This window comes from Bacillus atrophaeus (assembly GCF_001584335.1).
In the GTDB taxonomy this organism is placed as follows: Bacteria; Bacillota; Bacilli; order Bacillales; family Bacillaceae; genus Bacillus; species Bacillus atrophaeus.
Genome location: NZ_LSBB01000018.1, coordinates 299,820 through 325,034, shown reverse-complemented (window position 1 = coordinate 325,034; position 25,215 = coordinate 299,820). Strand labels below are relative to the sequence as shown.

Below are 25,215 nucleotides of genomic sequence, written 5' to 3'. Positions count from 1 at the left end.
CTTATTCATTCGGATATCGTTTCGATTGTTCTTCACCAAGCAAAACCCTAAGCGCTCCTTGCGCCAATGACTGGAGCTCGTTTTCTCCCGGATACACCAATACGTCAGATATCCAATCTATGTATGACCTGATACTGGAAACAAAGCTTTTTCCGTAAGCCAAGCCTCCCGTCAGTACGATCACTTCAACTTCACCTTTTAACACGGCGCTTGCGGCTCCGATCTCTTTTGCCACCTGATACGCCATCGCGTTATAAATTAAGCGCGCTTTTTCGTCGCCGCTCTGAATCATGTTTTCAACTCTGACTGCATCAGTTGTATCAAGATATCCTAAAAGCCCGCCGGTACCTACCAGTTTCTTCATAATATCCTCTCTCGTATACTTCCCCGAGAAACAAAGATCTACAAGGTCCCCCGCCGGCACTGTACCGGCACGTTCAGGACTGAAGGGGCCTTCTCCGTGGAGTCCGTTATTGACATCGGCCACCTTCCCCCGGTCATGGACGCCGACTGTTATGCCGCCGCCCATATGCGTAACGATCATTTTCATGTTTTCATAACGTTTTCCGAGAGATGCCGCCGCTTGCCGGGCGACCGCTTTTTGGTTCAAGGCATGAAAAATGCTTTTGCGTTCGATTTCAGGCATACCTGAAATTTTGGCGAGTGCTGACATTTCATCCACCACAACGGGATCTACAATATAGGATGGGATATTTAACCCATCTGCAATTTCTCTGGCAATGATCCCGCCAAGATTTGACGCATGCTGGCCGGCATATCCGCTTTTCAAATCTTCAATCATCACATCATTCACTTCATATGTACCGCCTTCTATCGGCCGAAGGAGGCCGCCCCTTGCACAAACGGCATCAAACTTTGAGATATTGATGCCCTGTTCATGAAGAGACTCCAATATATGGCGCTTCCGAAATCCATATTGATCAATGATGCTGTGAAAGCGTTGAAGCTCTTCTGCGTTGTGCCTCAGTGTCACTTCAAAAATACATCGTTCATTATGAAAAACACCGATTTTCGTGGATGTTGAGCCTGGATTTAAAATGAGAATGCGTTTTTCATTATTTAGCACCTTCAAAACCTCCAGATGAATATCTTAGCGTCTGCTTAATATATGATGTCCGTTTTGAAGAAACTGGCTTCTGGACCGGCGCATCCGTGCAATTCTCTCTTCAGCCAAACGGTCTGCCGCCAAATAAGAAGGAATGCCGTCACGTGTTGAAATATCCAGAACACGTTCGATGTTTCCGTAAATTCCTTCTACCTTCTTCATCGCACGGTCCGCATTATATCCGTAAAGCTCATCAGCTACGTTGATGACGCCGCCAGCGTTAATTACGTAATCCGGCGCGTAAACGATGCCCATTTCGTGAATTTGGTCGCCGTGGCGCGCTTCCTTCAGCTGATTATTCGCTGCGCCTGCAATGACTTTTGCTTTCAGCTGTTTAATCGTGCTGTCATTGATTGTCGCTCCAAGGGCACACGGTGCATAAATATCACAGTCTTGGGAATAGATATCGTCGGGATCAACAGCGCGTGCGCCAAAATCAGCAACAGCACGTTCTACCGATTGTTTATTAATATCCGTCACAATTAAATTTGCCCCTTCTTCATGAAGATGGCGGCAAAGATTATACGCGACATTTCCGACCCCTTGAACTGCGATAGTTTTGCCTTCAAGCGAGTCAGTGCCGAACGCTGCTTTTGCAGCGGCTTTCATCCCCTTATACACGCCGTAAGCAGTCACCGGGGACGGGTTGCCTGATGAACCGAATGCTGGGGAAATCCCTGTGACAAAGTCTGTTTCATCATGGATGATATCCATATCTTCAACCGTTGTGCCGACATCCTCAGCCGTGATATATCTGCCGTTCAGCCCTTGTATATAGCGGCCGAACGCACGGAACATTTCTTCATTTTTGTCTTTGCGCGGGTCCCCGATAATGACTGTTTTACCGCCTCCGAGATTTAAGCCGGCTGCCGCATTTTTATATGTCATGCCTCTGGCCAGTCTGAGCGCATCTTCTATAGCCGCTTCTTCATTCTCATACGTCCACATTCTTGTTCCCCCGAGCGCAGGGCCCAGTGTTGTATCATGGATAGCGATGATTGCTTTTAATCCGGACTGCTCATCTTGGCAAAACACCAATTGTTCATAATCGTATTGCTCCATATATTTGAAAAGTTCCATATCATTTCCTCCTAAAGTTTGTGTTCCTGTGATGCGCATAACGCGAGCGCAAGGGAATACAGTTTATTTTCCGCAGAATCTGCTCTGCTGGTTAAAGCAATTGGCGCCTTCGCACCGATAATGGCGGCGCCTACCTTTGCTTTTGCAAAATAAATCAGCGACTTATATAAAATGTTGCCCGCTTCAATCGAGGGAACCAGGAGAATATCCGAGCGGCCCGCCACATCTCCAGTAATGTTTTTATGAGCCGCCGCAAGTTCAGAGACAGCGTTATCCAAAGCAAACGGACCATCTACAACACAGCCTTTGATTTGTCCGCGTTTGCACATTTGAGCCAAACTGGCCGCATGAAGCGTCGCCTCCATTTTCGGGTTGACGGTTTCAACAGCGGCAAGAGCTGCCGCTTTCGGATTATTGTTCCCTACCGCACGTGCGACATGAACGGCATTGAGCAGAATCTGCCGAAGCTCCTCCAAAGACGGCGCAATATTCATAGCTGAATCTGTCACATAAATCAGTCTGTCAAAGCCCGGAATTTCAAAAGCCGCCACATGGGAAAGAACATGCGAAGACCTGAGTCCGTCCTGTCTATTCAGCACTGCCTTCAGCAGTACCGATGTCGGCAAATTCCCTTTCATTAACACGTCTGCGTGCCGGCTGCTCACAGACTTCACCGCGATTCTCGCTGATTCTTCGGGAGTATCAGCATGGATAATATCAATATGGTGACTTGATATATTATGAGATGTAATGAGATCTTTCAGTTTTTCACCGTCACCCACAAGTAAAAATCTGGATGACAGGTGCTCTGCCGCAAGTTTCACAGCTTGCATCACTTCTGGATCCTCTGCATGAGCTACTGCAATTGTTTTGTTTTTGTGCAGCGATGCTTTTTCAACCAAATCTTTCAGCTTCATCAGTTACCACCTTTCCTGCTCCGTGTCAGGTTTATATCATGCAAGTTTTGTGCCATCTTTGAAAAGCCGGTGTCTTTCTAAGCTGAAAAGCACATCGTGCAGCTGATTGCGTTTTGTCTGCATGTTATTGCATGCCATCATTTGCAAGACCGTATTTGTCCATTTTGTAATATAAATTCCGAATACTGACGCCAAGGGCTTTTGCTGTTTTCGTCCGGTTATAGCGATGTTTTTCCAGCGTTTGCTGAATCACGTGCGCTTCAAACTTTTCAACTGCTGAGGAAAGTTTTTCCCCCTCAATGTCAGGGAATGGAACGCCTGCTGCCTGATCGGTTCCGCTTGCTTTTTTCTCCGTTTCGAACACACGCAAATGATCTTTTTCAATGTATTCCATATGAGGATTCAAAAATATCATCGCTCTGCCGAGAACATTTTCAAGCTCACGCACATTTCCCGGCCAATGATAGGAAGAAAGAGCGCGCAAGGCATTTGCAGTCAGCCCCTTTACATTGCGGCCGTAATCTTGATTGATTTTTGAAATAAGGCGTACGCTTAATTCCTCTATATCCTCCATTCTTTGCCTAAGCGGCGGAATAGAGATGGGATAGCGATTGATTCGGTAATAAAGGTCTTCACGAAATTTGCCGTCAGCCATCGCTTTCTCAATATTTACATTCGTCGCCGCGATAATCCTGACATTGACGGGAATCGCCTTTGTCCCGCCGACTCTGACGATTTCTTTTTCTTGCAAGACGCGGAGCAATTTGGCCTGCGTGTTTTGCGTCAGCTCTCCTATTTCATCCAGAAAAATACTGCCGTTATTCGCTTCTTCAAACAGCCCTTTTTTCCCGCCTCGCTTCGCTCCCGAAAAAGCACCGTCTTCATACCCGAACAATTCAGATTCAAGCAGGGTTTCTGAAAGCGCCGCGCAGTTCACCCGAATAAATTTGTTGTATTTCCGATCGCTGTCATTATGAATGGCGTGGGCAAACAACTCTTTTCCCGTGCCTGATTCCCCCCGCAGTAAAATCGTTGCCGGCGTTTTCGCCCCAAGCTTGGCTTGTTCGAGCGCGACCAGCATTTGTTCACTTTTTCCGATGATATCGTCAAACGAGTATTTCGCTTCCAGCGTGCGGATAATTTGTCTTGCCCGGTTGAGTTCAGCCGTCAGCATTTTGATTTCCGATACATCATGAATGACACCGACACTGCCTTTTAAAATTCCGTCCACAATAACCGGCGCTACATTGACGATGACATCCTTTTCGTTGGGGCCGACTTTCATTCTGACGCCCCGCACCGGCCTTCTTGTTTCAAGCACCTTCAAATGCATGCTCTCCCCTTCGGAAATGTCCGTATTCGCGGGTTTTCCGATCACTTCCTTTTCAGAAAGACCGGTCATTTTTGTGTAGGCTTTATTAATTAAGAGACCTGTCCCATTCTCATCGACGACGGAAATGGCTTCGTCCGAGGATTGAAAGATTGCCTCCAGCATCGTGCGGACTTCTTTTAAATTTGTCACTTCCTCCGCAAGCTCCACTGCGTCGGTTATATCTTTAAATACACACAGCGCTCCGAGCAGCGTGCCGCCTTCATCAATAATAGGCAGTCTAGTCGTGACAATTTGAAGGTGATCGCCTAAAAGCTGTTTTTGGTTGTATTCAGGTTCTCTTGTTTTTAAGATCCGGTGCAGTTTCGTGTTCGGAATTACATCTTTGATAAGCCTTCCGATCACTTCTTCACGTTTTTTTCCAAGTATTTTTCCAGCCATATGGTTAAACAAAATGATTTCTTCGTTGATATCAATAAAAATCATTCCGTCATGGGTGGAATTGAAAATCCGATCGTGCTTATATGTTTGATCCTTCAGCATCTGAATGAGCTGCTGCTTTTCTTCCATGAGCTGAAACATCATATATGCCATCTTTCCCGGAATCACAATGGTCTGCTTATGTTTTTCCCGGAGCAGCTCTTCCAGCACAGCTTTATCGCCTGTGGTGTTGATCACGATATCAAGTTCACTTTTTATGTAGGGTTTCCAATCTGATGAAGTGGCGATTCCGTATTTCTCAGCTTCTTTTAAACCAGCCGCCTCCGGGTTTTGGTCAACAACCGCGATTACATGAATAAGATTTGTTTTCATCAATATATGTAAAAGCGCTGTTCCCCCTTTGCCGGCACCTATAATCAGCACCTTCTGCATCCCGATACCCCTTTGTATGAAAAAATTTGCATACCTATTTTTTCCGTTGCAATAATTTGCACAACCCTATGTTACCACGTTTTCTTCACTTGACAAAATATTTTTTCCGCTGGACAATAAAGGAAATGATAAGATAAAGGGGTTTTTCTGAATGGGTCGACTCATTGCGCTTTTGATTTTAGTGATCCCCGGGGCTGTTTCCGCTCTCGGCATAAAGCTCATGAGGGATATGCTGTTCGGCAATCTATTGCGTCCGTTTCCTTCCCTCTGGCTTCAAGGCTTATCAGGGTTTATCTTTTTTCTGTTCGGCCTTTATATTTTAGCCGGCTTTATTCTTTTCAGAGACAGAAAACGCAATCAGGTCAGCCCGCGATTCAGAAAAAGAAAACTGTAAAAAAGGTTCTTTCGGCTTGAAAGAACCTCATTCAGCAGAGACCTCCATGGCCTCTGCTTTTTTCTATCCCTGTCATTCCTCAGTTAATATCGTCTTTGCGATTGATTTATCTAAGTCCTCGTAATCATCATAAAAAATCGTATCATATAATTCTTTTCTTGTTTGCATCTCCAGAAGCCCTTCTTTTTGTGATCCCTGTTCCTTGATCAGCCGAAACATTCGCTCAAATGCCTTTGCGGCAGTTCGAAGTGATGTTACCGGATAGATCACCATTTGAAATCCCATATCTTCAAATTCTTCCGCATGATAATAAGGTGTTTTTCCAAATTCAGTCATATTCGCAAGCAAAGGAGCGGTGATACTCTTGCCGAATTGACGGAACTCACTTTCTGATTGAAGCGCCTCCGGGAAAATCGCGTCGGCGCCCGCTTCGATATATGCGGCTGATCGTTTGATGGCGGCGTCAAGCCCCTCTTGGGCCCGCGCATCTGTACGAGCCACGATAACGAGTGATGGCGCGACTTGTTTGATCGCTTTTATTTTTTGCGCCATTTCTTCTGCTGAAACAAGCTGTTTGCCGTTTAAATGACCGCATTTTTTAGGGAGCTGCTGATCTTCAATTTGAACGGCAGCCACGCGCGCTTCCAGCATTTCACGAGCGGTGCGGGCGGCATTCAATACACCGCCGAAGCCTGTATCAATATCCACAAGAAGAGGCAAATCGGCGGCCCGCACAAGATCTTTCGCCCTTTCTGCCATTTCAGACGATGTGACAATTCCTAAATCAGGGAGCCCCCTGCTGGCCGTATAGGCAGCCCCTGATAAATATATAGCGGAAAAGCCGGTTTGTTTTGCGATAAGAGCGGCCATCGCATCGTGTGCACCGGGAATTTGCAATATGCCCGGCGCTGACATAAGCGAACGGAATCGCTGCGCAAGCTCCTCTTGAGTTGACTGCTGATTGACAATCCACGACATGTTTGAATCCTCCTTTTGCCTATAAAAATAAATCAATAAGTTCGTTTACGCTCATAGCAGCCAGTTTTTCGTGGTTCGTGCAGTTCTCATAAATGTTTCGCTGCTGTTTTTGAGAGAAATGTGTTTCAATATTGGCTGAAAATTTCTCTAATAGTTTAGGAACCGCTTCTTCTCTCCGGAAACGATGGCCCAATGGATATTCACATTCAACCATGTCAGTGCTCGTTCCGTCTTTAAAAATAACTTGAACAGCGTTAGAAATCGAGCGCTTATCCGGTTTAAGGTAGTCTGCCGTGTACGCCTTATTTTCGGTGACTTCCATTTTTTCTCTTAGTCTGTCTATTCTTGGATCACGCGCCGTTTCATCTTCATAATGATCTGCCGTAATGTCACCGTAGATTAACCCAATGGCGGTAATGTATTGCAGACAATGGTCACGGTCTGCCGGGTTGTGAAGCGGGCCTTTTTTGTCAATAATTCTGATTGCCGATTCGTGCGTATTGATGAGAACCCGGTCTATTTCATCAAGGCGGCCCTTCACATGCGGATGGAGAATGACAGCGCACTCCGCCGCGGTTTGCGCATGGAATTCCGCAGGATAGGAAACTTTAAATAACACGTTTTCCATGACATAAGAATGAAGCGGACGGGCGAGTTTAATCTCTTTCTTATTAAATAAAACGTCCTGAAAGCCCCAGCCCGGAGCAGTCAAAGCTGTCGGGTAACCCATTTCCCCTTTTATCGCCATAATGGCTAAGTGAACACCTCTGCTTGTCGCGTCACCAGCCGCCCATGATTTTCGCGATCCGGTGTTGGGTGAATGCCGATACGTGCGTAAACTGGAATTATCAATCCACGCATGCGATAAAGCACTATTGATTTCTTCTCGGCCCCCGCCTAAAAGCTTTGTTACGACTGCAGCCGTCGCCACCTTTACAAATAAGACATGGTCAAGCCCGACACGGTTTAAGCTGTTTTCTAACGCGAGCACGCCTTGGATTTCATGGGCTTTAATCATCATTTCTAATACATCTCGTACGGTTAAAGGTTCTTTCCCTTCACTCATCCGCACTCTTGATACATAATCAGCCGCCGCCAAGATTCCGCCTAAATTATCCGATGGATGCCCCCATTCTGCTGCGAGCCACGTATCGTTATAATCGAGCCAGCGGATCATACATCCGATATTAAAGGCAGCACGGACAGGATCAAGCACAAACGGTGTTCCGGGAACTCTGCTTCCGTTCGGAACGACTGTTTCAGGAACAATCGGTCCGAGCAGTTTTGTGCATTCGGGATAATTCAATGCCAAAATACCGCAGCCAAGCGTATCAATCAGAACATGACCCGCTGTCGTAAATGCTTCTGAACTTGTAATCTCTTGATGTAAAACGTAGTCTGTCATTTCTTCTATTACTTTATCCATTTGATGAATTTCGTTCGTTTTTAACATTCTCCCATCTTCCTTTCGTACGTTCAGAATCTCTGCTTTTAGTTCACTTACTGTTTATATGCCTCGCTCCCGTGTAATGGACGCGCGGGCGGAATAGGCGATTATGAGCGTGCTGCTCCATGACGTGGGCGCATAAGCCGACCGTTCTGGCGCTGAAAAAGATAGGCGTATACAGAGGGATCGGAATCCCGAGCATCCAATACACCGGCGCCGCGTAATAATCTAAATTTGGATACAACCCTTTTTCTCTGAGCATCAGTTTTTCACCGGCTTCACACATGACGTGCAGATGGTCGTCCCCAGCCTTGTCGCATAGCTGCTGTAACGCCTCTTTCATCATGAGCGCCCTCGGGTCCATTTTCTTCATATACACTCTATGGCCGAATCCCATTATTTTTTCTTTGTTTTGCAGCTTTTGTTCTAGCAGTCTTTCAAAACCCGGCTTTGTTCCAGCTTGCAAAAGCATATGCATGACAGCCTCGTTCGCCCCTCCATGCAGGTTTCCTTTTAAGGAAGCGACGGCTCCCGTTAACGCGCCGTATAAATCTGACTGCGTGGAAGCGATGACTCTGGCGGTGAAGGTTGAGTTAGGCATCTCGTGCTCGCTGTACAGCACAAGAGAGCGGTCAAATATCTGTTCTTCCAATTCACTCGGCTCTCGGCCTGTGATCATGTATAAGAAATTCGCACTGTAGGATAAGTGTTTTAAAGGCTGCATAGATTCTTCTTGATGGATAATCCGATAACTATTGGCCACAAGGTTTGGCATTTTCCCCAAAAGCTGATAAGCACGGTGTTTGTTTACCTCCGGCGAGCGGTCGTCAATCTGGGGATCATAGCCGGCAAGGGCCGATATCCCAGTTCGCAAGCCATCCATCGGGTGTGTGTTTTCAGGGAGCAGCTTAAACATACTGAGGATGTCAGACGGCAGCTCACATTCGCTTTCCACATTCGTTTCAAGTGATTTTTTTTCATGCTCATCCGGCAGCGAGCCCTCTAGAAGCAAATGAACCATTTCCATGTAGCTCTTTGTTTTAGAGAGTTCAATCAGATCATAGCCTTGAATTAATATCTGGCCCGCCTCGGTATCAAGGTAAGAAATTTTTGTTTCAGCCGCAATGACGCCATCAAGCCCAGGTGAATATTTTTTATCGTTTTCCATTTTCATCATCCTCGCTTCACAGATTTTTAGCCCAAAATGGTCTGTTCTGACGTTGATCATGAAGGTTTGGCAGTATATTAGAGGTCGATTATTGGAGTATATATTTGGAGATGATTTGTCTTTGAATTTCATTTGTACCTTCATAAATTTGTGTTACTTTCGCGTCACGAAATAATCGTTCCACCGGATAATCCTTGGTATAGCCGTATCCCCCATAAATTTGAACAGCGTCTATCGCCGCTTTCATCGCCGTGTCCGTGGCAAATTGCTTAGCCATGGATGCTTCCTTTCCGCATTTCAAACCGCGGTTATGAAGGTCGGCCGCATGGTAGACAAGATGTTTTGATGCCTCCGCTCTTGTTGCCATATCTGCAAGTTTAAAAGAAATGGCTTGATTGGACGCGATGGGTCTGCCAAACTGCACACGCTGCTTTGAGTATTGGACGGAATAGTCGAGAGCGGCTTCAGCGATTCCGAGTCCTTGCGCCGCGATGCCGATACGTCCGACATCAAGATTTGCAAGCGCGATTTTAAACCCTTCACCTTCTTGCCCTAACAGGTTTTCCGCGGGAATTTCGGCATTATCAAAGATTAATTCTGTTGTGTTGGAACCGTGCAAACCCATTTTTCTTTCTTTTTTCCCGATTATAAAACCCTGCGTGTCTTTTTCTACAATAAAGGCAGAAATGCCCCTTGTGCCTTTTCCCGGTTCTGTGAGGGCAAACGTGACATATGTATCTGCCGCGCCGCCATTGGTGATAAACATTTTTGATCCGTTTAATACATATTTTCCATTCTTTTTTACTGCCGTTGTACGAATGCTGCCAGCATCTGATCCCGAGTATGGCTCAGTCAGGGCAAACGCGCCGAGGTATTCACCTGATGCAAGTTTGGGTATATATTTTCTTTTTTGCTCTTCTGTTCCGAAATACAGGATCGGATTCGTTCCGACGGATGTATGGACAGATAAAATGACTCCGATCGCAGCGCTGACTTTCGAAATCTCATGAATGGTTAAGATATAGGATGTAATATCAGCTCCCGCTCCTCCAAATGTTTCCGGAACAGGAATGCCCATCAGACCGTACTCACCCATTTTCCGTATCAGCTGCAAAGGAAATTCATCTGTCATTTCCATCGTTTCGACAATGGGAGCTATTTCTTTTCTGGCAAAATCACTCACCATTTTCCGCATCATCACTTGCTCTTCATTAAAATACACGTCGGCCACCCCCGGATGGATTTACTTAGGAAGCTTATTACTCATAGGCATAAAACCCGCGTCCGCTTTTTTTGCCAAGCCATCCTGCTTTTACATATTTGCGCAGCAGCGGACATGGGCGATACTTGGGATCACCGAGCCCTGAATGCAAGACTTCCATAATGTAAAGACACGTATCCAGCCCGATAAAATCTGCCAGTTGAAGCGGACCCATAGGGTGGTTCATTCCAAGTTTCATTACTTCATCTATTGCCTCCGGGGCTGCTACTCCTTCATAGATGCAATAGACCGCTTCATTGATCATAGGGAGAAGCACCCGGTTAGACACAAACCCGGGAAAGTCATTTACCTCAACAGGCGTTTTTCCCATCTTTTCAGATAGATTTTTAACTGTTGAAAATGTCTCATCAGAGGTGGCCAAGCCGCGAATCACTTCTACCAGCTTCATAACCGGCACAGGATTCATAAAGTGCATGCCGATGATGCTTTCCGGCCGCTTTGTGACTGCCGCAATCTCCGTAATGGGTAAGGAAGACGTATTGCTGGCTAAAATGGCATGCGACGGACAGATATGATCCAGTTTTTTGAATAGTGCTGTTTTCTCTTCCATGCTCTCTATGATCGCTTCAATCACAAAATCAGCATCATTCGCGTTTTCCAGATTGGCGGTACAGGAAATTCTGTTTATGATGGCTTCTGTTTCTTCCTCTGTTTTCCGGCCTTTTTCCGCATCTCTTGCCAACTGTTTCTTTATGATGCCAAATCCCTTTTCAACAAAGTCCGGCTTCAGATCGTTCATCATCACATTGAAGCCTGCCTCAGCGGCTGTTTGAGCGATTCCCGCTCCCATTTGTCCCGCACCTACTACCATGATTTTTTTTATTTCCATATTTATCTCCCTTTGCGCAAGATAGGTTTCAATGGACCCGGATTAATATGGCGTCACCTTGGGCGGCCCCGCTGCAGATGGCAGCGATGCCTAAACCGCCTCCCCTTCGCTTCAATTCGTATATCAAAGTCATAAGTATTCTTGCGCCGCTTGCTCCAATCGGGTGTCCAAGAGCAATGGCCCCGCCATTCACGTTTACCTTTTCACGGTCCCATCCGACGATTTTTTCGCATGTCAACGCAACAGAAGCAAATGCTTCATTAACTTCAAACAAGTCGATATCCTGAACCGAAAAACCGGTTTTTTTCAGCAGTTTATTGATGGCAAGCCCCGGGGCCGCAGCAAGACATGATGCTTCCTGGCCGACTGCTGCGAATCCGAGTATCGTCGCCAGCGGTTTCTTTCCGAGCTCGGCAGCTTTTTCTTCTGACATGAGCACAAAAGCCCCCGCTCCGTCATTTACTCCCGGTGCATTGCCGGCAGTGACCGATCCCTCCTTCGAATAAATCGGCGGCAGTTTTGCAAGCTGCTCTAAACTGGTCTCCCGGCGCAGACCTTCATCGGTATCCGCTGTTTTCGTCTTCCCTTTTCGGTCAACCCAAGCAACCGGCACAATTTCCTCTTTAAACTTCCCTTCATCAATCGCATGAGCAGCCCTTTTCTGGCTGCGCAGAGCCCACTCATCCTGCTCCTTACGGGTAATTCCATATTCTTCAGCCGCAGTATTCCCATGAACAGCCATGTGAACCTGATCAAAAGCACAGGTTAATCCGTCATAAACCATCAGATCCTGCATTGCAGCATCCCCCATACGGGCGCCCCAGCGTCCCGCCGGAACGGCATAAGGAATATTACTCATGCTTTCCATTCCTCCAGCTACAAGGATATCCCCATCTTGAGCCCTGATGATTTGATCCCCCAAGGTGACCGCCCGAAGACCTGATGCGCATACTTTATTAATCGTTTCAGTCGGCACCTCCCACGGCACCTCCGCCAAACGGGCAGCCTGGCGAGACGGGATTTGGCCTGCGCCTGCTTGAACGACCATGCCCATAATGACTTCGTCTGCTTGGCTCCCATTGATTCCCGCCCGGTTCAAAGCTTCCTTAATGGCAATCCCCCCGAGTTCAGCAGCCTTCAGCTCCTTTAAAGCTCCGCCAAATTTGCCGAAAGGTGTTCTTGCGGCACTCACGATGACTGTTTTCGTCATGATTTCACCTCTCCTTACTTCTTTAATCTCCACATCGTTGCGTATGGCAGAAACAAGATAACGCTTACAAATGAAGTGTATCTTACCAATTACTTTTACCCATACATCATCCTATTTGAATGTTATGCATCGGCAAATCCGTTATGAATTGTTAGCCAATATAAAGACTTGTCCACACATGTAAGCGTTATCATTGTTATGTAAATTGCAGACTGCCGAGAAAACACGGCAGCCTGATTTCATTTTAGCATAAAGTATCTTCATTATGGGCAATAGAAACGGCTTTTTCGGGAAAATCTGTAAAAATCCCTTCTGCTCCAGCCTCAATCATCCATTTCATGTCATCTGCATGATTGACCGTAAAAGGCCTGAAGGCAATATGTCCGGCTTTTAGATTTTCTATGATCTCATCGGTTACTGCCGGAGTGTGGAGTTTCGGGTGATAACCGGATGCCGGAATGGCGTTCACATATTGCTCAGGCTTGTAAAGCACATCTAATGTTAAAACCGCCCGTTCTATTTCGGGCGCAAGCCTGCTGCACAACGCAAGGCTCTCATGATTAAACGAGGACAAAATAATCCGTTCCTCAATGCCGAAGCGCTTAATCTGCTCTAATACTTTTTCTTCCATCCCTTCATATCGGAATACACTGTTTTTCAATTCTATGTTAATAAGAAAATCAGCTTTTTCCGCCCATGACAGGACGTCAGAAAGCAGCGGCACCTTGACATCCCCGTACTCCTCTTTCTGATTGGCGGAGGCAGTGGCTGATCGGATCACATCATACGCCGTATCCTTCACAAAACCTGCAGCAGTCGTCGTTCTGTTGAGCTTCTCATCATGAATGACGACAATTCGGCCGTCTTTTGTCAGCTGCACATCCAGCTCAATGCCGTCAGCGCCAGCTTCAATCGCTTTTTCAAACGCGAGCATCGTATTTTCAGGGAAATGCCCGGAGGCTCCCCGATGGGCAAAAATCTTCGTCATTGTTTCACCTCAAAGCCATTCTCAGCATTTTTCTTTATTATAAATGTTTTGGCCCGGATGATCTAGAAACCAATGCTTTTTTTACACTTTCTTAATAATGGCGGCTGAACGCTACTTCGCGTAATACGTTTCAATTCCTCCGACAATCGCGTCAGCAGCCTTCTCTTGATATTGGCCGCTATTCAGCTTTTCCGCATCAGAGCTGTTTGTGATAAAACCAAGCTCAGCTAATACACTTGGCATCTGTGAATATGTAATAACATAAAATTCCGCTTCCTTGACGCCTCTGTCTGCCGTATCTAATGCCGGCACCAGCTCATTCTGAATGTCAGCCGCTAAGCGTTCACTATTTTCCGCTTCGTAATCAGAATTAAAATACGTTTCAGTCCCTGAAGCCGCAGAAACGCCTGAATTTGCATGAATGCTGACAAACAGGTCAGATCCGTTCATGCTTGCTTTTGCGACTCTCTCCTCCAAGCTTAAAAAGGTATCGTCTGTTCTTGAAGCAACAGCCGTTGCACCCTCATTTTTGAGCTTGTCCATTACATCATTAGAGACAGCCAGGTTAATATTTTTTTCGAATAATCCATTGCCGACGGCTCCGCTGTCAGAGCCGCCGTGTCCCGCATCAATATAAATAGTTTTTCCTTCAAGCGGTTCGGCCGCTTTGGCTTCCGGGGCCAGCACCAGAGCCGCCAGCCCGAATATCGCTAAGCTTTTATATAAAACTTTCACGTTACTCTCCCTCCACGTCTCTCTATGAGTTCTGGTTCTCTTTAATATCTTCAAGCTTCAACGTTCCGTTATCGTCTTTTGTATATTTCACCTGTACTTTCGTATAATCGGGGAGTGATTCACATTCAGCCCGCTTATTCTTGGGCACCTCAATCATTTTTTCTTCGCCGTCAATATTCACCGCTATGGTATGGCGGTCTGCCGCCCCAATATACTTCCCTTCCTGTGTAAATTTCGGGGAAGAATCAGCCTGATTTGCGCTTGCCGCCGCTCCGCACCCAGCCAGCATCAGGACACCGAACAAAAGAAGAACTGTTTGTCTCACGTGATCACCTCTTAATTTCTTGTTCGGCTCTATCTTTTACCAGAATAATAGATTTGTAAAGGACGCCGGTTAGCCCGGCTTCATTTCCATAAATTTATAAAGGGCTATCCTACCTGCTGATTTCCTATTGTTAGAAAGAAAGCAAGCTGAATCGTCCATGAATATGTCTCTATATTTGAATGTCATTTGCAAAAATTAACGGAAATGAACGACTTTTTCATCATTTTTCAAAAATTTGCGCCTAACTAAAAAAGAGGCCCGCAGCCTGAGCTTCTCTTACGTATTTTGGATCAGATTGGAAGCGTGATGAACGGCGGTGAGGAGTCAGCTAATTTTCATCTAACCATCAGCCATTTTTCAATTGATTCTGAAAGGCTTAAGCAGAATATTTGCATTAAATTTAAGATGTGGGCTAGAATACTCTCGAGTTAACTGACAGAAAGAAGATGATGATATTGAAGAAAAAGTATGAACCTCTGTTTGAGCCATTCACATTTCCAAGCGGTGTAACAATAGATAATCGTATCGCGGTTGCCCCGATGACCCATTATTCTTCAAACGAGGATGGAACCATCTCTGACCAAGAACTTGACTATATTATTCCCCGTTCAAAAGAAATGGGCATGGTTATCACAGCTTGCGCCAACGTAACGGCTGACGGAAAAGCATTTCCGGGCCAGCCGGCAATCAACCAAGATTCACAAATATCCGGCTTGAAAAAGTTAGCTCAAGCCATCCAAGCGCAAGGATCAAAAGCGATTGTCCAAATTCACCACGGAGGCATTGAATGCCCTCCTGAACTTGTGCCGAATCAAGAAGTTGTCGGAGCAAGTGATATATTTGATAATGGCAAACAAATCGTCCGCGCCCTTGAGGATCATGAGGTCGAAAATATCGTAAAAGCGTTTGGAGAGGCAACAAGACGCGCGATTGAAGCAGGCTTTGACGGCGTGGAAATCCATGGAGCGAACGGTTACTTAATTCAGCAGTTCTATTCTCCAAAAACAAACCAGCGCACAGACCGCTGGGGAGGAAGCGCTGAGAAACGTTTAGCATTTCCTCTCGCTATAGTAGATGAAGTAAAAAAAGCCATTGCCTCCCATGCTAAAGAGCCCTTTGCACTCGGCTACCGTCTGTCTCCGGAAGAACCGGAAACGCCAGGGCTTACAATGGCCGAAACCTTTACACTTGTTGACGCTCTTGCAGAAAAAGAACTGGACTACCTGCACATATCGCTTATGGACGTCAATTCTAAAGCCCGCCGCGGAGCAGATGAAACACGCACCCGTATGGACTTGCTGAACGAGCGTGTCGGAAACAAAGTACCGCTAATTGCAGTAGGCTCAATTCATACTGCTGACGAAGCATTGCAAGTTATCCAAAGCGGCATCCCGTTAGCTGCTATGGGGCGAGAAATTTTAGTTGATCCCCAATGGCCTGCGAAAGTGAAAGAAGGCCGTGAAGAAGAAATCGAAACCATTATTAAATTGGGAGATAAACCGAAATATCATCTGCCTGAACCTTTGTGGCAAATGATTATAAACACACCTGGCTGGGTGCCGTTCGAAGATTAAAGCTTGTATTTTAGACTGTCGAAATTCATTCGGCAGTCTTTTTTAATGTAATTCCTCTGTTTAGTTGCATCTATTTATCTGCTAAAGACAAATACGTGAATAAAAACACCATTAAGCTGAACAATAATAGCTGAATAAAACTTATGTGAGAAATGAGGTTTTTTGATGTACTACTATAAAGAGGAATTAATCAATGTGATTACACCTGATCAGCCTGATCCCGAAGCCGCAAAAGTATTACAGGAAATATTAGGCGGGCACTTTGGCGAGATGCGGACAATGATGCAGTATTTCTTCCAAAGTTCAAATTTCAGAGGAAAAGATACCCAATACCGCGATTTGCTTCGCGGTGTATTTTTAGAAGAAATTGCCCATGTAGAGCTTGTTCAAAACACAATCAACCAACTATTAAATGATTCAGGCGAATCCTCCCGTCCGGGAAATGCAGGAGCCGATCAGGCGCCTCTTGACGATGCCGTCAGACATGCAAATCCGCATCATTATATTATTGGCGCTCAAGCTTCCCTTCCGGTTGATGCCGCCGGAAATCCTTGGAACGGTTCTTGGGTTTACAGCCACGGCAACCTGATTGGTGATCTTCTTGATAACCTGGTGCTTGAATCAACGGGCGTCCTTCAGAAAACCCGTATTTATGAGATGAGTTCAAACAAAACCTTCCGTGAAACGCTGGCGTTTCTGATTGTAAGGGACAACGCGCACCAAAACGCTTTTGCCAAGGCGCTTGAAACGCTCGGTGTAGAATGGGGTAAACTTTTTCCAGTCCCGAATTATGATATTAATAAATATCCGGAATGCAGAAAATATGTAGAGATGGGATATCACAATGCCCAATTTAACTTTAGACTCGATCCAACAAGAATACAAGAAATTTTCCAAGGCCAAACGCCTAGCCGAAATAATGAAACCCTTGCTGTAACAGATCCTCCGAAAGGATTCCCTGTTCCGACGCTGCCTGAAATGCCTAATGAGCACAGCCCGGGGACAAGAGATTTGAATTTTTAAATTGAAAACAGCATCGCTCACAGGCTCCGGGATGTACCCGGGGTATTTTTATTGTTTATTTACAGACGAAATAAAGACCAACGAACTGGATCATTGGTCTTTAGGAAACAGGTTATTTGGTTTGGACTGCAATGGCATTGGAATTTTCAGCAGAACAAGGTGTTACGCGGTTTAGCTTGCTTTATGCTCAAGTCTCAGCTTATCAGCCACCATCGCAATGAACTCTGAATTTGTAGGTTTTGCCTTCGTCATGCTCACTGTGTACCCAAACAAGGAAGAAATCGAATCGATATTCCCTCTGCTCCATGCCACTTCAATCGCATGGCGGATCGCTCTTTCTACACGGCTTGCAGTGGTGTTGAATTTTTTGGCGATATCGGGATAGAGTACTTTCGTGATGCTGCCGAGCAATTCGATATCGTTGTAGACCATTGAGATGGCTTCGCGCAGGTAGAGATACCCTTTGATATGTGCCGGGACGCCGATTTCGTGAATGATGCTTGTTATACTGGCGTCGAGATTTTTCCGTTTCGGCTCATGATTTCTAATGATGCTGCCATGTGATGAAGGCGCGCGATGTGTCACACTGCTCGAATTTCCGCTGACTTGGCGGATATGCCCGACAAGGTTTTCCATATCAAACGGCTTTAGGATAAAATAAGACGCGCCTAAATCGACGGCTTTTTTCGTAACATCTTCCTGTCCGAACGCTGTCAGCATGATCACATTCGGCTGCTTTGAAAGATCTGACTCCCTGAGCCGTTCCAATACCGCAAGTCCGTCTAAATGCGGCATTATAATATCTAAGACAAGAACATCAGGATCTTTTTCTTTAAACAAAGACAGACATTCCTGGCCATTATAAGCCACGCCGATGACTTCCATATCTTCCTGACCCTCTATATATTCACTCAACAGGCTTACGAGCTCTCGATTATCATCAGCAACACAAACTTTAATTTTCTCCACGTTTCTTCCTCCCCCAATGTAGTTAACAGGACAATTCCTATTAAATGACTGCTACATGATAAATTCGACAAAACCACTATATCCCCTTTAAAAAAATCATATTCACCAATAATAGTGGTATATCTTTGTTTTTCTATGTTATTCTCCGTTTTTCGACTAAAAATTAAATTTGACAAACAAGGAAACGTGAATTTGTCGAAAAATCTTCATTTTCATTTTACCGTAATGCCCATGAGAAGTGAAGTGATATTACAGCAAAAAAAACTGCCGGATTTCCGGCAGTCAGCTTGCTTTTTCTTTTCCGTAAATATCAATTCCCGCTTCTGAAAGCATCCATTCAATGTGGACGCCGTAGCCGCTTGTCGGATCATTTACAAACACGTGGGTGACAGCTCCGACAACTTTTCCGTTTTGGATAATGGGACTTCCGCTCATCCCCTGTACAATTCCGCCGGTCTTTTTCAATAATTTCGGATCTGTTATTTTTAAGACCATTCCTTTTGTGGCTGGAAATTTTTGCGGTGTGGTGCTGACAATTTCAATATTGAATTTCTCCACTTTGTCGTTTTCAATGACGGTTAATATTTCGGCCGGTCCTTCTTTCACTTCATTTGATAAAGCAACAGGAAGCGCTTTGTCTGAAATGTTGTTCTCAATCGTCTGGTTTAATGTCCCAAAGATGCCGAACGGGCTGTTTCTGTTAATATCGCCGATAATGTTTCGATCAGAAGAAAATCTTGCAAGTTTTTCTCCGGGATTTCCGCCTGTCCCTTTTTCAATCGAAGTGACGGTTGACCGAACGATTTCGCCATCTTCCACAACGATCGGTTTTTTCGTATCCATATCAGAAATCACGTGGCCAAGCGCACCGTATTTTTTTGATTTAGGCTCATAGAAAGTCATTGTGCCGATTCCGGCGGCAGAATCGCGGATATATAGACCGATCCGATACATCCCTTCCGCTTCGTCTTTTTCAGGCACAAGTTTTGTTTTGATTTTTTGTTTGTCCCGCTTAATCAGAAGATCTAACGATTCTCCCGTTTTGCCCGCTTTCTGGATAAAAGGAGCAATATCGCTCATCTTTTCAATTTTTTGTCCATTCATTTCAATAATGATGTCGCCTGCTGTAATTCCGGCTGATTCCCCCGGAGATTTTTTGCCTTCCTCTGTATTCACTTGATGGAACCCGACAACGAGCACACCGACAGAATGCAGTTTCACACCGATGGATTGTCCGCCGGGAATGACTTTTAAATCAGGAAGGACTTGCACTTTTGTTTTTTTGATTGGAAATCCGGCAAGATCATATACTAATTCTGATTTCCCTGCTTTTTGGCCTGTTATTTTTGTTTCGTGCTGATCCTTTTGCAATGTGAATGCTTCTGATAATTCTTCCTCTTGACCGCTTACTGATAAGTTTGTTTCAACGGCTTGTGTTTGCGTTTCGAATACTCTCATTTGCGTTGGAATCAGTAAATATTCTTTAAATGGTTTAAAAAAACCTACACTTAATAAAGAAACAAGGAGAATTACACCTACTGCTTTTCTAATGTTATCGGGCATTTATTTACTTCACTCTCCTCGCTCCTATCCCACACCATTCTTTCTTTATTGAATTGCTGCTACATCATTACTTTTGCCTTCTCAGCCTTGATTTATAACTGGCATATAAAGAAAAACATTGGATAAACTGATAAAGGAATGGATGTCCTGCGCTAAAAATGCCATAAAAAAATAAGCTGCCCGTAAAAGAGCAGCTTATCCTGTCGTTTTCACCTGATTGGCTTGTTTTAAAAGTTCTTTCGCATGCCGTTTCGTCAGATCGGTCACCTCGACTCCGGCAATCATCCTGCCGATTTCCGCCACCTTTTCCTGCTTTGACAGCGGAGTGACATGAGTCGTTGTTCTTCCGTCTTTTGATTCTTTGGCAATTAAAAGATGGGTATCCGCCATAGCGGCGACCTGAGGCAGATGGGTGATGCAAAGCACTTGTGATCCCATTGATACCTTATGAATCTTTTCAGCGATCGCCTGAGCGACTCTTCCGCTCACTCCTGTATCGACTTCGTCAAAGATGATTGACGTTACATCCTGCTGTGAGGAAAAGATGCTTTTCAACGCAAGCATCACCCTCGACAACTCTCCGCCAGATGCAACTTTAGAAAGCGGTTTTAGCGGTTCGCCCGTATTGGTCGAGATCAGAAACTTCACCATATCTATTCCTTGATCAGTCAGTTGGACCGGCTGTCCGTTTACAATCGGAGCTTCTTCATTGCGCGATGCCGTCCTGATAAGAAATTCTGTATCAAATGTCGACTTCTCCATATAAAGGCTTTTCAGCTCCTGCTGAATTTGAACAGCCAGCTTTTTCGCCCACGCTTTTCTGATTTTTGAGACGTTTGCCGCTTCTACCGCCACATCTTTACCGACAGAATCCAGCTCCTGCTTAAGCGTTTGAAGGTGGCTGTCTCTGTTTTGGATTTGGTCAATCTCTTCTTCAATTTTTGAAGCGTATTCCAAAATGTCTTCTACAGTAGCGCCGTATTTACGTTTCAACTGCTTGATCTCATTTAAGCGGGTTTCAATAAAATTCAAACGCTCCGGATCGTACTCAAGCTCATCCAGCATGTTTCTCATTTGAAATGTAGAATCTTCAAGCAGATAATAGGAGTTAGAAACACTTTCTGAAAGTTTTTGCAGCGGTTCATTGATGTCAGATATATCGTCAAGCTGGCTTGACGCCATGCCGACCCAGTCCAATCCGCCCTGCTCATTTCGAAGCGCGTTATAAGCATTTTGCAGCGCCTCATAAATCTTTTCGAAGTTTGAAATTTGCAGGCGTTCCTCTTGCAGAATATCGTCTTCATTCAGTTCCAGACCCGCTGATTCAATTTCATCCAGCTGGAATTGAATTAAATCCAGCCGATGGGCCATTTCCTGCTCGCTTTCAGACAGCTGCCTAAGTTTTTTCAGTACCTTCATGTAACGCTGATAACCTTCCCGATAAGCATGGAGCGCGCTGTCAGCCTCTTCTCCGGCAAACTTGTCCAACAGCTGAAGATGCTTATCGTCTTCCATCAGCAGCTGATTATCGTGCTGCCCGTGGATATCTAATAAGAGCCTGCCGATTTCCCTTAGCGCTGCAATTGTAACAAGCTTACCATTGACGCGGCACACGCTTTTTCCGCTGGAATTTATATCACGCCTCAACACAATCATATCATCTGATACATCAATCCCCTGTTCATGGCACACCTCAAAAACAGGATGTCCGCTTTCTAAAAGAAACAGCCCTTCAAGTTCAGCTTTCGTTTCGCCGTACCTGACAAATTCAGACGATCCACGGCCTCCGACAAGAAGAGAAATGGCATCAATAATAATGGATTTACCGGCACCGGTTTCTCCCGTTAATACAGTCAGCCCCCGTTCAAAAGAAACCGTCAATTCTTCTATAATGGCAAAGTTTTTTATTGATAGTTCAGCTAACAAACAGCATTACACCTCTTATCATTATAAATTTACGCTACAGAAGCTCCAACAGGCGGCTTTTTACGCCGTCGGTATCATCAGGCGTCCGGCAAATGATTAATATGGTGTCGTCTCCGCAAATGGTGCCCATGATTTCATCCCAATCCAAGTTGTCCATCAGCGCGCCGATTGCCTGCGCATTGCCCGGCATTGTTTTGAGCACAATCATATGGCTCGCAGAATCAATTTTAACGAAGGCGTCCATCAGCGACCGTTTCAGCTTGGAAAGCGGATTGAAACGCTGGTCAGCCGGAAGACTGTATTTATAGGAACCGTTATTCGTCGGCACCTTTACAAGATGAAGTTCTTTTATATCGCGGGAAACGGTCGCCTGCGTTACCTTGTACCCGTCTTGCTTAAGGATGTCGACTAGTTCATCCTGTGTTTCAATTTCATTGCTGGTAATGATCTCTCTGATCTTAATATGCCTCTGGCCTTTATTCATGTAAGCACCTCAGTTTTACAGCTTTTCTGTTCATTCTATGTTATATGATTCCTTAAAAAAAGTACACGAATGCAGAAAAAAGGAATAATAGCGCACTATTATTCCGGAACTTCTGCTTTTTTTTCTTTTAACGTTTTATGTGCCTCACTCACAGTCAGGCCGATCGCTTCCTCTGACAGCTCAATCCCGTCTTGTCCATCTCCGTCCCAATACAGGTGAAGAAGGAATTCAATGTTCCCGTCTCCTCCGGTAATTGGTGAAAATGACAGGCCTTTGCACACATAGCCCTCAGCCGCTGCAAACCGGACCATGCGCTGAAGCACTTCCATATGCACCTTTGGGTCTCGGACGATGCCTTTTTTTCCTACAGATTCCCGTCCCGCTTCAAACTGCGGCTTAACAAGCGCGATACAATCGCTTCCTGATACAAGCAAGGTTTTTAACACAGGGAGAATCAGCCGCAATGAGATAAAAGAAACATCAATTGTGGCGAATTCCGGCAGTCCTTTTGTAAAGTCAGCGGCGGTTGCGTATCGGAAATTGGTGCGTTCCATAACAACGACCCGTTCATCCTGCCGAAGTTTCCATGCAAGCTGATTGTAGCCTACATCAACCGCATACGATTGTTTGGCTCCGTTTTGAAGAGCGCAGTCTGTAAAGCCTCCGGTTGAGGAGCCGACATCAATCATTATCTTGCCTTCAACGGAAACAGGAAATTCCTGCAACGCTTTTTCGAGTTTTAAGCCGCCTCTGCTCACATATTTCAGCGGATTGCCTTTTACGGTTAACGGAAGGTCGCGTTCAATTTTTTCACCGGGTTTGTCCAGTCGATTTTCATTGGAATACACGATGCCGGCCATAATGGCCCGTTTTGCTTTTTCACGCGTTTCCATTAACCCTCTTTCAACTAATAACACATCTAATCGTTCTTTCTTTGCTGTCATGATCCAATTCCTTTATGCGTCTTTCTCGGTGTCAATAATCTGAGACGGTTTGCCGCCTGCTGTTTTGTCAGGCCGATTTCTTCAAGAAGCGCTGTGACGCTGCCGTGTTCAATAAATTGATCCGGTATACCCATACGGTCGATCGGGGTATGGTACATCCCCTGTTCCTGAGCGAATTCCAAAATAGAGCTGCCGAATCCGCCTTCTAAGACCGCTTCTTCAATGGTTAAAATCGGAAGGCCTTCCCCGATAATATCCTTCATCATTTTTTTATCAATCGGCTTAATAAAACGAGCGTTGACAACACGTACCGAACGGCCTTCTTTTTGCAGTTCTTCCGCTGCTTCAAGAGCCATTTCAATGGTTGTTCCAAACGTCAGGATGACCGCGTCAGTTCCCGGACGCAACACTTCCCATGAGCCGATCGGAATGGTCTGAAGTTTTTCATCCATCTTCACGCCAAGCCCGTTTCCGCGCGGGAACCGCATGGCAATCGGACCGTCATCGTAGCTGATCGCTGTCTGAACCATATGCCGTCCTTCGTTTTCATCTTTCGGCATCATCAAGACTATATTCGGGATGTGGCGCATAAAGGCGATATCAAATACACCTTGGTGCGTTTCTCCGTCTGCCCCGACTAATCCGGCTCGGTCTATTCCGATAAAGACATTTGCGTTCTGGCGGCAAATGTCATGAACGACCTGGTCATACGCACGCTGCAGGAATGTCGAATAAATGGCAAGGAACGGTTTCATTCCTTGTAAAGCCATAGCAGCTGCCATAGTTGCGGCGTGCTGTTCGGCGATCCCTACGTCAAACATACGTTCAGGGAATTCTTTCGCAAAGCCTTCCAGCTTCGAACCGACCGGCATGGCCGGCGTAATGGCAACGATTCTTTCATCGTTTCGAGCAAGCTCCTGAACCGTGCCGCTGACAAGCCCGCTCCAAGAAGGTGCAGCCGCTTTCGGTTTGAGAAAGTCCCCTGTATTGATTTTATAAGGGCCTGTGCCATGCCACGTACCGACAGTGTCCGTTTCAGCAGGCTTGTATCCTTTTCCTTTTTTGGTGATCACATGCAAAAGAACGGGCCCTTTTGTTTTCTTGGCGTATTGAAGGTTCTCAAATAGCTCAGTATAGGAATGTCCGTCAACCGGTCCTAAGTACGTAAATCCCAGCTCCTCAAAAAACATGCCGGAGACGAGCATATACTTCAGACTGTCTTTAATCCGTTCCGCTGTAGCGGCAAGCTTACCGCCAACTGCAGGAATCCGCTTAAACATATATTCAAGCTCATCCTTAACCCATTGGTATTTGCCTGCTGTACGAAGGCGTCCAAGCATGGAATGAATGGCGCCGACATTCGGAGCGATGCTCATTTCGTTATCGTTTAATATCACAATCATATCTTTTTTCTCATGTCCGATATGGTTCAACGCTTCAAGAGCCATCCCCCCGGTCAGCGCCCCGTCTCCGATAATCGGGATGATGTATTCATCTGATCCCTTAATATCACGTGCGGCTGCCATTCCCATTGCGCCGGATAAAGAAGTTGAGCTGTGTCCGGTTTCCCAAACGTCATGCTCGCTTTCACTTCGTTTCGGGAAGCCGCAAAGCCCTTTGTACTGGCGCAGCGTTTCAAATTCTTTTCCCCGCCCGGTTAACAGTTTATGGACATAAGACTGGTGTCCGACATCCCATAAAAATTTATCTTTCGGGCTGTCGAATTCCTTGTGCAAAGCGATTGTAAGTTCGACAACTCCTAAATTCGGCCCGATGTGTCCGCCTGAAGCCGATAATGACGTAATTAAAAAGCGGCGGATGTCATCACTTAATTTCTCTAATTCAACATTGGTCATGTTTTTTAAAAATGATGGGTCCTGTATTGATAAAAGATCCAAAACGGATCAACTCACTTTCAGCATGAATTTCTGCAAATATATCATGTCTTTTGCCTTAAATGCCTGAACGCAAACTTTTAGCGGCATAAAAAAAGACAAAAAAGCTGCTCTTCTTTTTTTAACTTCGCCCGCAGGCCAATTCTGGATGTGAT

22 protein-coding genes are annotated in these 25,215 nt (G+C 45.5%); 3 read left to right on the top strand and 19 right to left on the bottom strand.

Going from position 1 to position 25,215, the window contains the following annotated elements; genetic code table 11:
* Position 1 precedes the first annotated feature (1 nt).
* From buk to AXI57_RS10445, 4 genes are all read right to left on the bottom strand, one after another.
* On the bottom strand, positions 2 to 1,093 hold the full coding sequence (gene buk, locus AXI57_RS10460) for a butyrate kinase (RefSeq protein WP_080288968.1): 1,092 nt from the start codon (positions 1,091 to 1,093) through the stop codon (positions 2 to 4).
* An 18-nt stretch (positions 1,094 to 1,111) separates the two neighbouring features.
* Positions 1,112 to 2,206: a branched-chain amino acid dehydrogenase gene (bcd, locus tag AXI57_RS10455; protein ID WP_003325501.1), complete on the bottom strand. Its 1,095-nt coding sequence runs from the start codon at positions 2,204 to 2,206 to the stop codon at positions 1,112 to 1,114.
* 11 nt (positions 2,207 to 2,217) lie between these two features.
* Positions 2,218 to 3,123 carry a phosphate butyryltransferase gene (gene yqiS / locus AXI57_RS10450; protein ID WP_061670028.1) on the bottom strand — a complete coding sequence of 302 codons (906 nt, stop codon included), beginning with the start codon at positions 3,121 to 3,123 and terminating at the stop codon, positions 2,218 to 2,220.
* Positions 3,124 to 3,247: 124 nt separating this feature from the next.
* Positions 3,248 to 5,326 (bottom strand): sigma-54-dependent Fis family transcriptional regulator, encoded by a 2,079-nt coding sequence (locus tag AXI57_RS10445; RefSeq protein WP_003325498.1) that lies wholly within the window; start codon positions 5,324 to 5,326, stop codon positions 3,248 to 3,250.
* Between the two features lie 151 nt (positions 5,327 to 5,477).
* Here AXI57_RS10445 and AXI57_RS10440 point away from each other — a divergent pair, with 151 nt between their 5' ends.
* Positions 5,478 to 5,720: a DUF2627 domain-containing protein gene (locus AXI57_RS10440; RefSeq protein WP_003325497.1), complete on the top strand. Its 243-nt coding sequence runs from the start codon at positions 5,478 to 5,480 to the stop codon at positions 5,718 to 5,720.
* A gap of 72 nt (positions 5,721 to 5,792) precedes the next feature.
* Here AXI57_RS10440 and prpB read toward each other — a convergent pair whose 3' ends face one another.
* The 9 genes from prpB to AXI57_RS10395 form a co-directional block, all read right to left on the bottom strand.
* Positions 5,793 to 6,698 (bottom strand): methylisocitrate lyase, encoded by a 906-nt coding sequence (prpB, locus tag AXI57_RS10435; RefSeq protein WP_061670027.1) that lies wholly within the window; start codon positions 6,696 to 6,698, stop codon positions 5,793 to 5,795.
* A 19-nt stretch (positions 6,699 to 6,717) separates the two neighbouring features.
* Positions 6,718 to 8,151 (bottom strand): bifunctional 2-methylcitrate dehydratase/aconitate hydratase, encoded by a 1,434-nt coding sequence (locus AXI57_RS10430; protein WP_061670026.1) that lies wholly within the window; start codon positions 8,149 to 8,151, stop codon positions 6,718 to 6,720.
* Between the two features lie 43 nt (positions 8,152 to 8,194).
* Complete coding sequence (gene mmgD, locus AXI57_RS10425) at positions 8,195 to 9,313, bottom strand: citrate synthase (RefSeq protein ID WP_061670025.1); 1,119 nt, start codon at positions 9,311 to 9,313, stop codon at positions 8,195 to 8,197.
* 88 nt (positions 9,314 to 9,401) lie between these two features.
* A complete protein-coding gene (locus AXI57_RS10420; protein WP_061670024.1) occupies positions 9,402 to 10,535 on the bottom strand; it encodes an acyl-CoA dehydrogenase in 1,134 nt (377 codons plus the stop codon).
* Positions 10,536 to 10,572: 37 nt separating this feature from the next.
* Entirely contained in the window at positions 10,573 to 11,424 is an 852-nt protein-coding gene (locus AXI57_RS10415; protein WP_061670023.1) for a 3-hydroxybutyryl-CoA dehydrogenase, read from the bottom strand.
* Positions 11,425 to 11,452: 28 nt separating this feature from the next.
* A complete protein-coding gene (locus AXI57_RS10410; RefSeq protein ID WP_003325490.1) occupies positions 11,453 to 12,634 on the bottom strand; it encodes an acetyl-CoA C-acetyltransferase in 1,182 nt (393 codons plus the stop codon).
* A 244-nt stretch (positions 12,635 to 12,878) separates the two neighbouring features.
* Complete coding sequence (locus tag AXI57_RS10405) at positions 12,879 to 13,622, bottom strand: glycerophosphodiester phosphodiesterase (protein ID WP_061670022.1); 744 nt, start codon at positions 13,620 to 13,622, stop codon at positions 12,879 to 12,881.
* 111 nt (positions 13,623 to 13,733) lie between these two features.
* A complete protein-coding gene (locus tag AXI57_RS10400; RefSeq protein WP_003325488.1) occupies positions 13,734 to 14,357 on the bottom strand; it encodes an N-acetylmuramoyl-L-alanine amidase family protein in 624 nt (207 codons plus the stop codon).
* A gap of 22 nt (positions 14,358 to 14,379) precedes the next feature.
* Entirely contained in the window at positions 14,380 to 14,682 is a 303-nt protein-coding gene (locus tag AXI57_RS10395; protein WP_061670021.1) for a hypothetical protein, read from the bottom strand.
* 455 nt (positions 14,683 to 15,137) lie between these two features.
* On the opposite strand from AXI57_RS10395, the gene AXI57_RS10390 reads away from it, so the two are divergent.
* Positions 15,138 to 16,256: an NADH-dependent flavin oxidoreductase gene (locus AXI57_RS10390; RefSeq protein ID WP_106046734.1), complete on the top strand. Its 1,119-nt coding sequence runs from the start codon at positions 15,138 to 15,140 to the stop codon at positions 16,254 to 16,256.
* A 165-nt stretch (positions 16,257 to 16,421) separates the two neighbouring features.
* Positions 16,422 to 17,279, top strand: coding sequence for a manganese catalase family protein (locus AXI57_RS10385; protein WP_003325485.1), 858 nt, complete (start codon positions 16,422 to 16,424; stop codon positions 17,277 to 17,279).
* A 171-nt stretch (positions 17,280 to 17,450) separates the two neighbouring features.
* Here AXI57_RS10385 and spo0A read toward each other — a convergent pair whose 3' ends face one another.
* The 6 genes from spo0A to dxs form a co-directional block, all read right to left on the bottom strand.
* Entirely contained in the window at positions 17,451 to 18,248 is a 798-nt protein-coding gene (spo0A, locus tag AXI57_RS10380) for a sporulation transcription factor Spo0A (protein WP_010789174.1), read from the bottom strand.
* Between the two features lie 282 nt (positions 18,249 to 18,530).
* Positions 18,531 to 19,811 (bottom strand): SpoIVB peptidase, encoded by a 1,281-nt coding sequence (gene spoIVB / locus AXI57_RS10375; protein ID WP_003325483.1) that lies wholly within the window; start codon positions 19,809 to 19,811, stop codon positions 18,531 to 18,533.
* 195 nt (positions 19,812 to 20,006) lie between these two features.
* The gene (gene recN, locus AXI57_RS10370; protein WP_010789175.1) at positions 20,007 to 21,737 is read right to left on the bottom strand and encodes a DNA repair protein RecN; all 1,731 of its coding nucleotides are present in this window, start codon (positions 21,735 to 21,737) and stop codon (positions 20,007 to 20,009) included.
* 34 nt (positions 21,738 to 21,771) lie between these two features.
* A complete protein-coding gene (gene argR / locus AXI57_RS10365; protein ID WP_003325480.1) occupies positions 21,772 to 22,221 on the bottom strand; it encodes an arginine repressor ArgR in 450 nt (149 codons plus the stop codon).
* Positions 22,222 to 22,319: 98 nt separating this feature from the next.
* Complete coding sequence (locus AXI57_RS10360) at positions 22,320 to 23,165, bottom strand: TlyA family RNA methyltransferase (RefSeq protein WP_061670019.1); 846 nt, start codon at positions 23,163 to 23,165, stop codon at positions 22,320 to 22,322.
* On the bottom strand, positions 23,162 to 25,063 hold the full coding sequence (dxs, locus tag AXI57_RS10355) for a 1-deoxy-D-xylulose-5-phosphate synthase (protein WP_061670018.1): 1,902 nt from the start codon (positions 25,061 to 25,063) through the stop codon (positions 23,162 to 23,164). The genes AXI57_RS10360 and dxs overlap by 4 nt, the downstream gene beginning before the upstream one ends.
* Positions 25,064 to 25,215 lie beyond the last annotated feature (152 nt).

Bases quoted from the DNA above. Each gene is read 5' to 3' on its own strand.
- mmgD (WP_061670025.1), bottom strand. From the start codon at position 9,313: ATGGAAAACGATAAAAAATATTCACCTGGGCTTGATGGCGTCATTGCG.
- AXI57_RS10440 (WP_003325497.1), top strand. From the start codon at position 5,478: ATGGGTCGACTCATTGCGCTTTTGATTTTAGTGATCCCCGGGGCTGTT.
- AXI57_RS10410 (WP_003325490.1), bottom strand. From the start codon at position 12,634: ATGACGAAAACAGTCATCGTGAGTGCCGCAAGAACACCTTTCGGCAAA.
- yqiS (WP_061670028.1), bottom strand. From the start codon at position 3,123: ATGAAGCTGAAAGATTTGGTTGAAAAAGCATCGCTGCACAAAAACAAA.
- AXI57_RS10360 (WP_061670019.1), bottom strand. From the start codon at position 23,165: ATGACAGCAAAGAAAGAACGATTAGATGTGTTATTAGTTGAAAGAGGG.
- AXI57_RS10445 (WP_003325498.1), bottom strand. From the start codon at position 5,326: ATGCAGAAGGTGCTGATTATAGGTGCCGGCAAAGGGGGAACAGCGCTT.
- AXI57_RS10385 (WP_003325485.1), top strand. From the start codon at position 16,422: ATGTACTACTATAAAGAGGAATTAATCAATGTGATTACACCTGATCAG.
- argR (WP_003325480.1), bottom strand. From the start codon at position 22,221: ATGAATAAAGGCCAGAGGCATATTAAGATCAGAGAGATCATTACCAGC.
- bcd (WP_003325501.1), bottom strand. From the start codon at position 2,206: ATGGAACTTTTCAAATATATGGAGCAATACGATTATGAACAATTGGTG.
- prpB (WP_061670027.1), bottom strand. From the start codon at position 6,698: ATGTCGTGGATTGTCAATCAGCAGTCAACTCAAGAGGAGCTTGCGCAG.
- AXI57_RS10415 (WP_061670023.1), bottom strand. From the start codon at position 11,424: ATGGAAATAAAAAAAATCATGGTAGTAGGTGCGGGACAAATGGGAGCG.
- spoIVB (WP_003325483.1), bottom strand. From the start codon at position 19,811: ATGCCCGATAACATTAGAAAAGCAGTAGGTGTAATTCTCCTTGTTTCT.
- AXI57_RS10405 (WP_061670022.1), bottom strand. From the start codon at position 13,622: ATGACGAAGATTTTTGCCCATCGGGGAGCCTCCGGGCATTTCCCTGAA.
- AXI57_RS10430 (WP_061670026.1), bottom strand. From the start codon at position 8,151: ATGTTAAAAACGAACGAAATTCATCAAATGGATAAAGTAATAGAAGAA.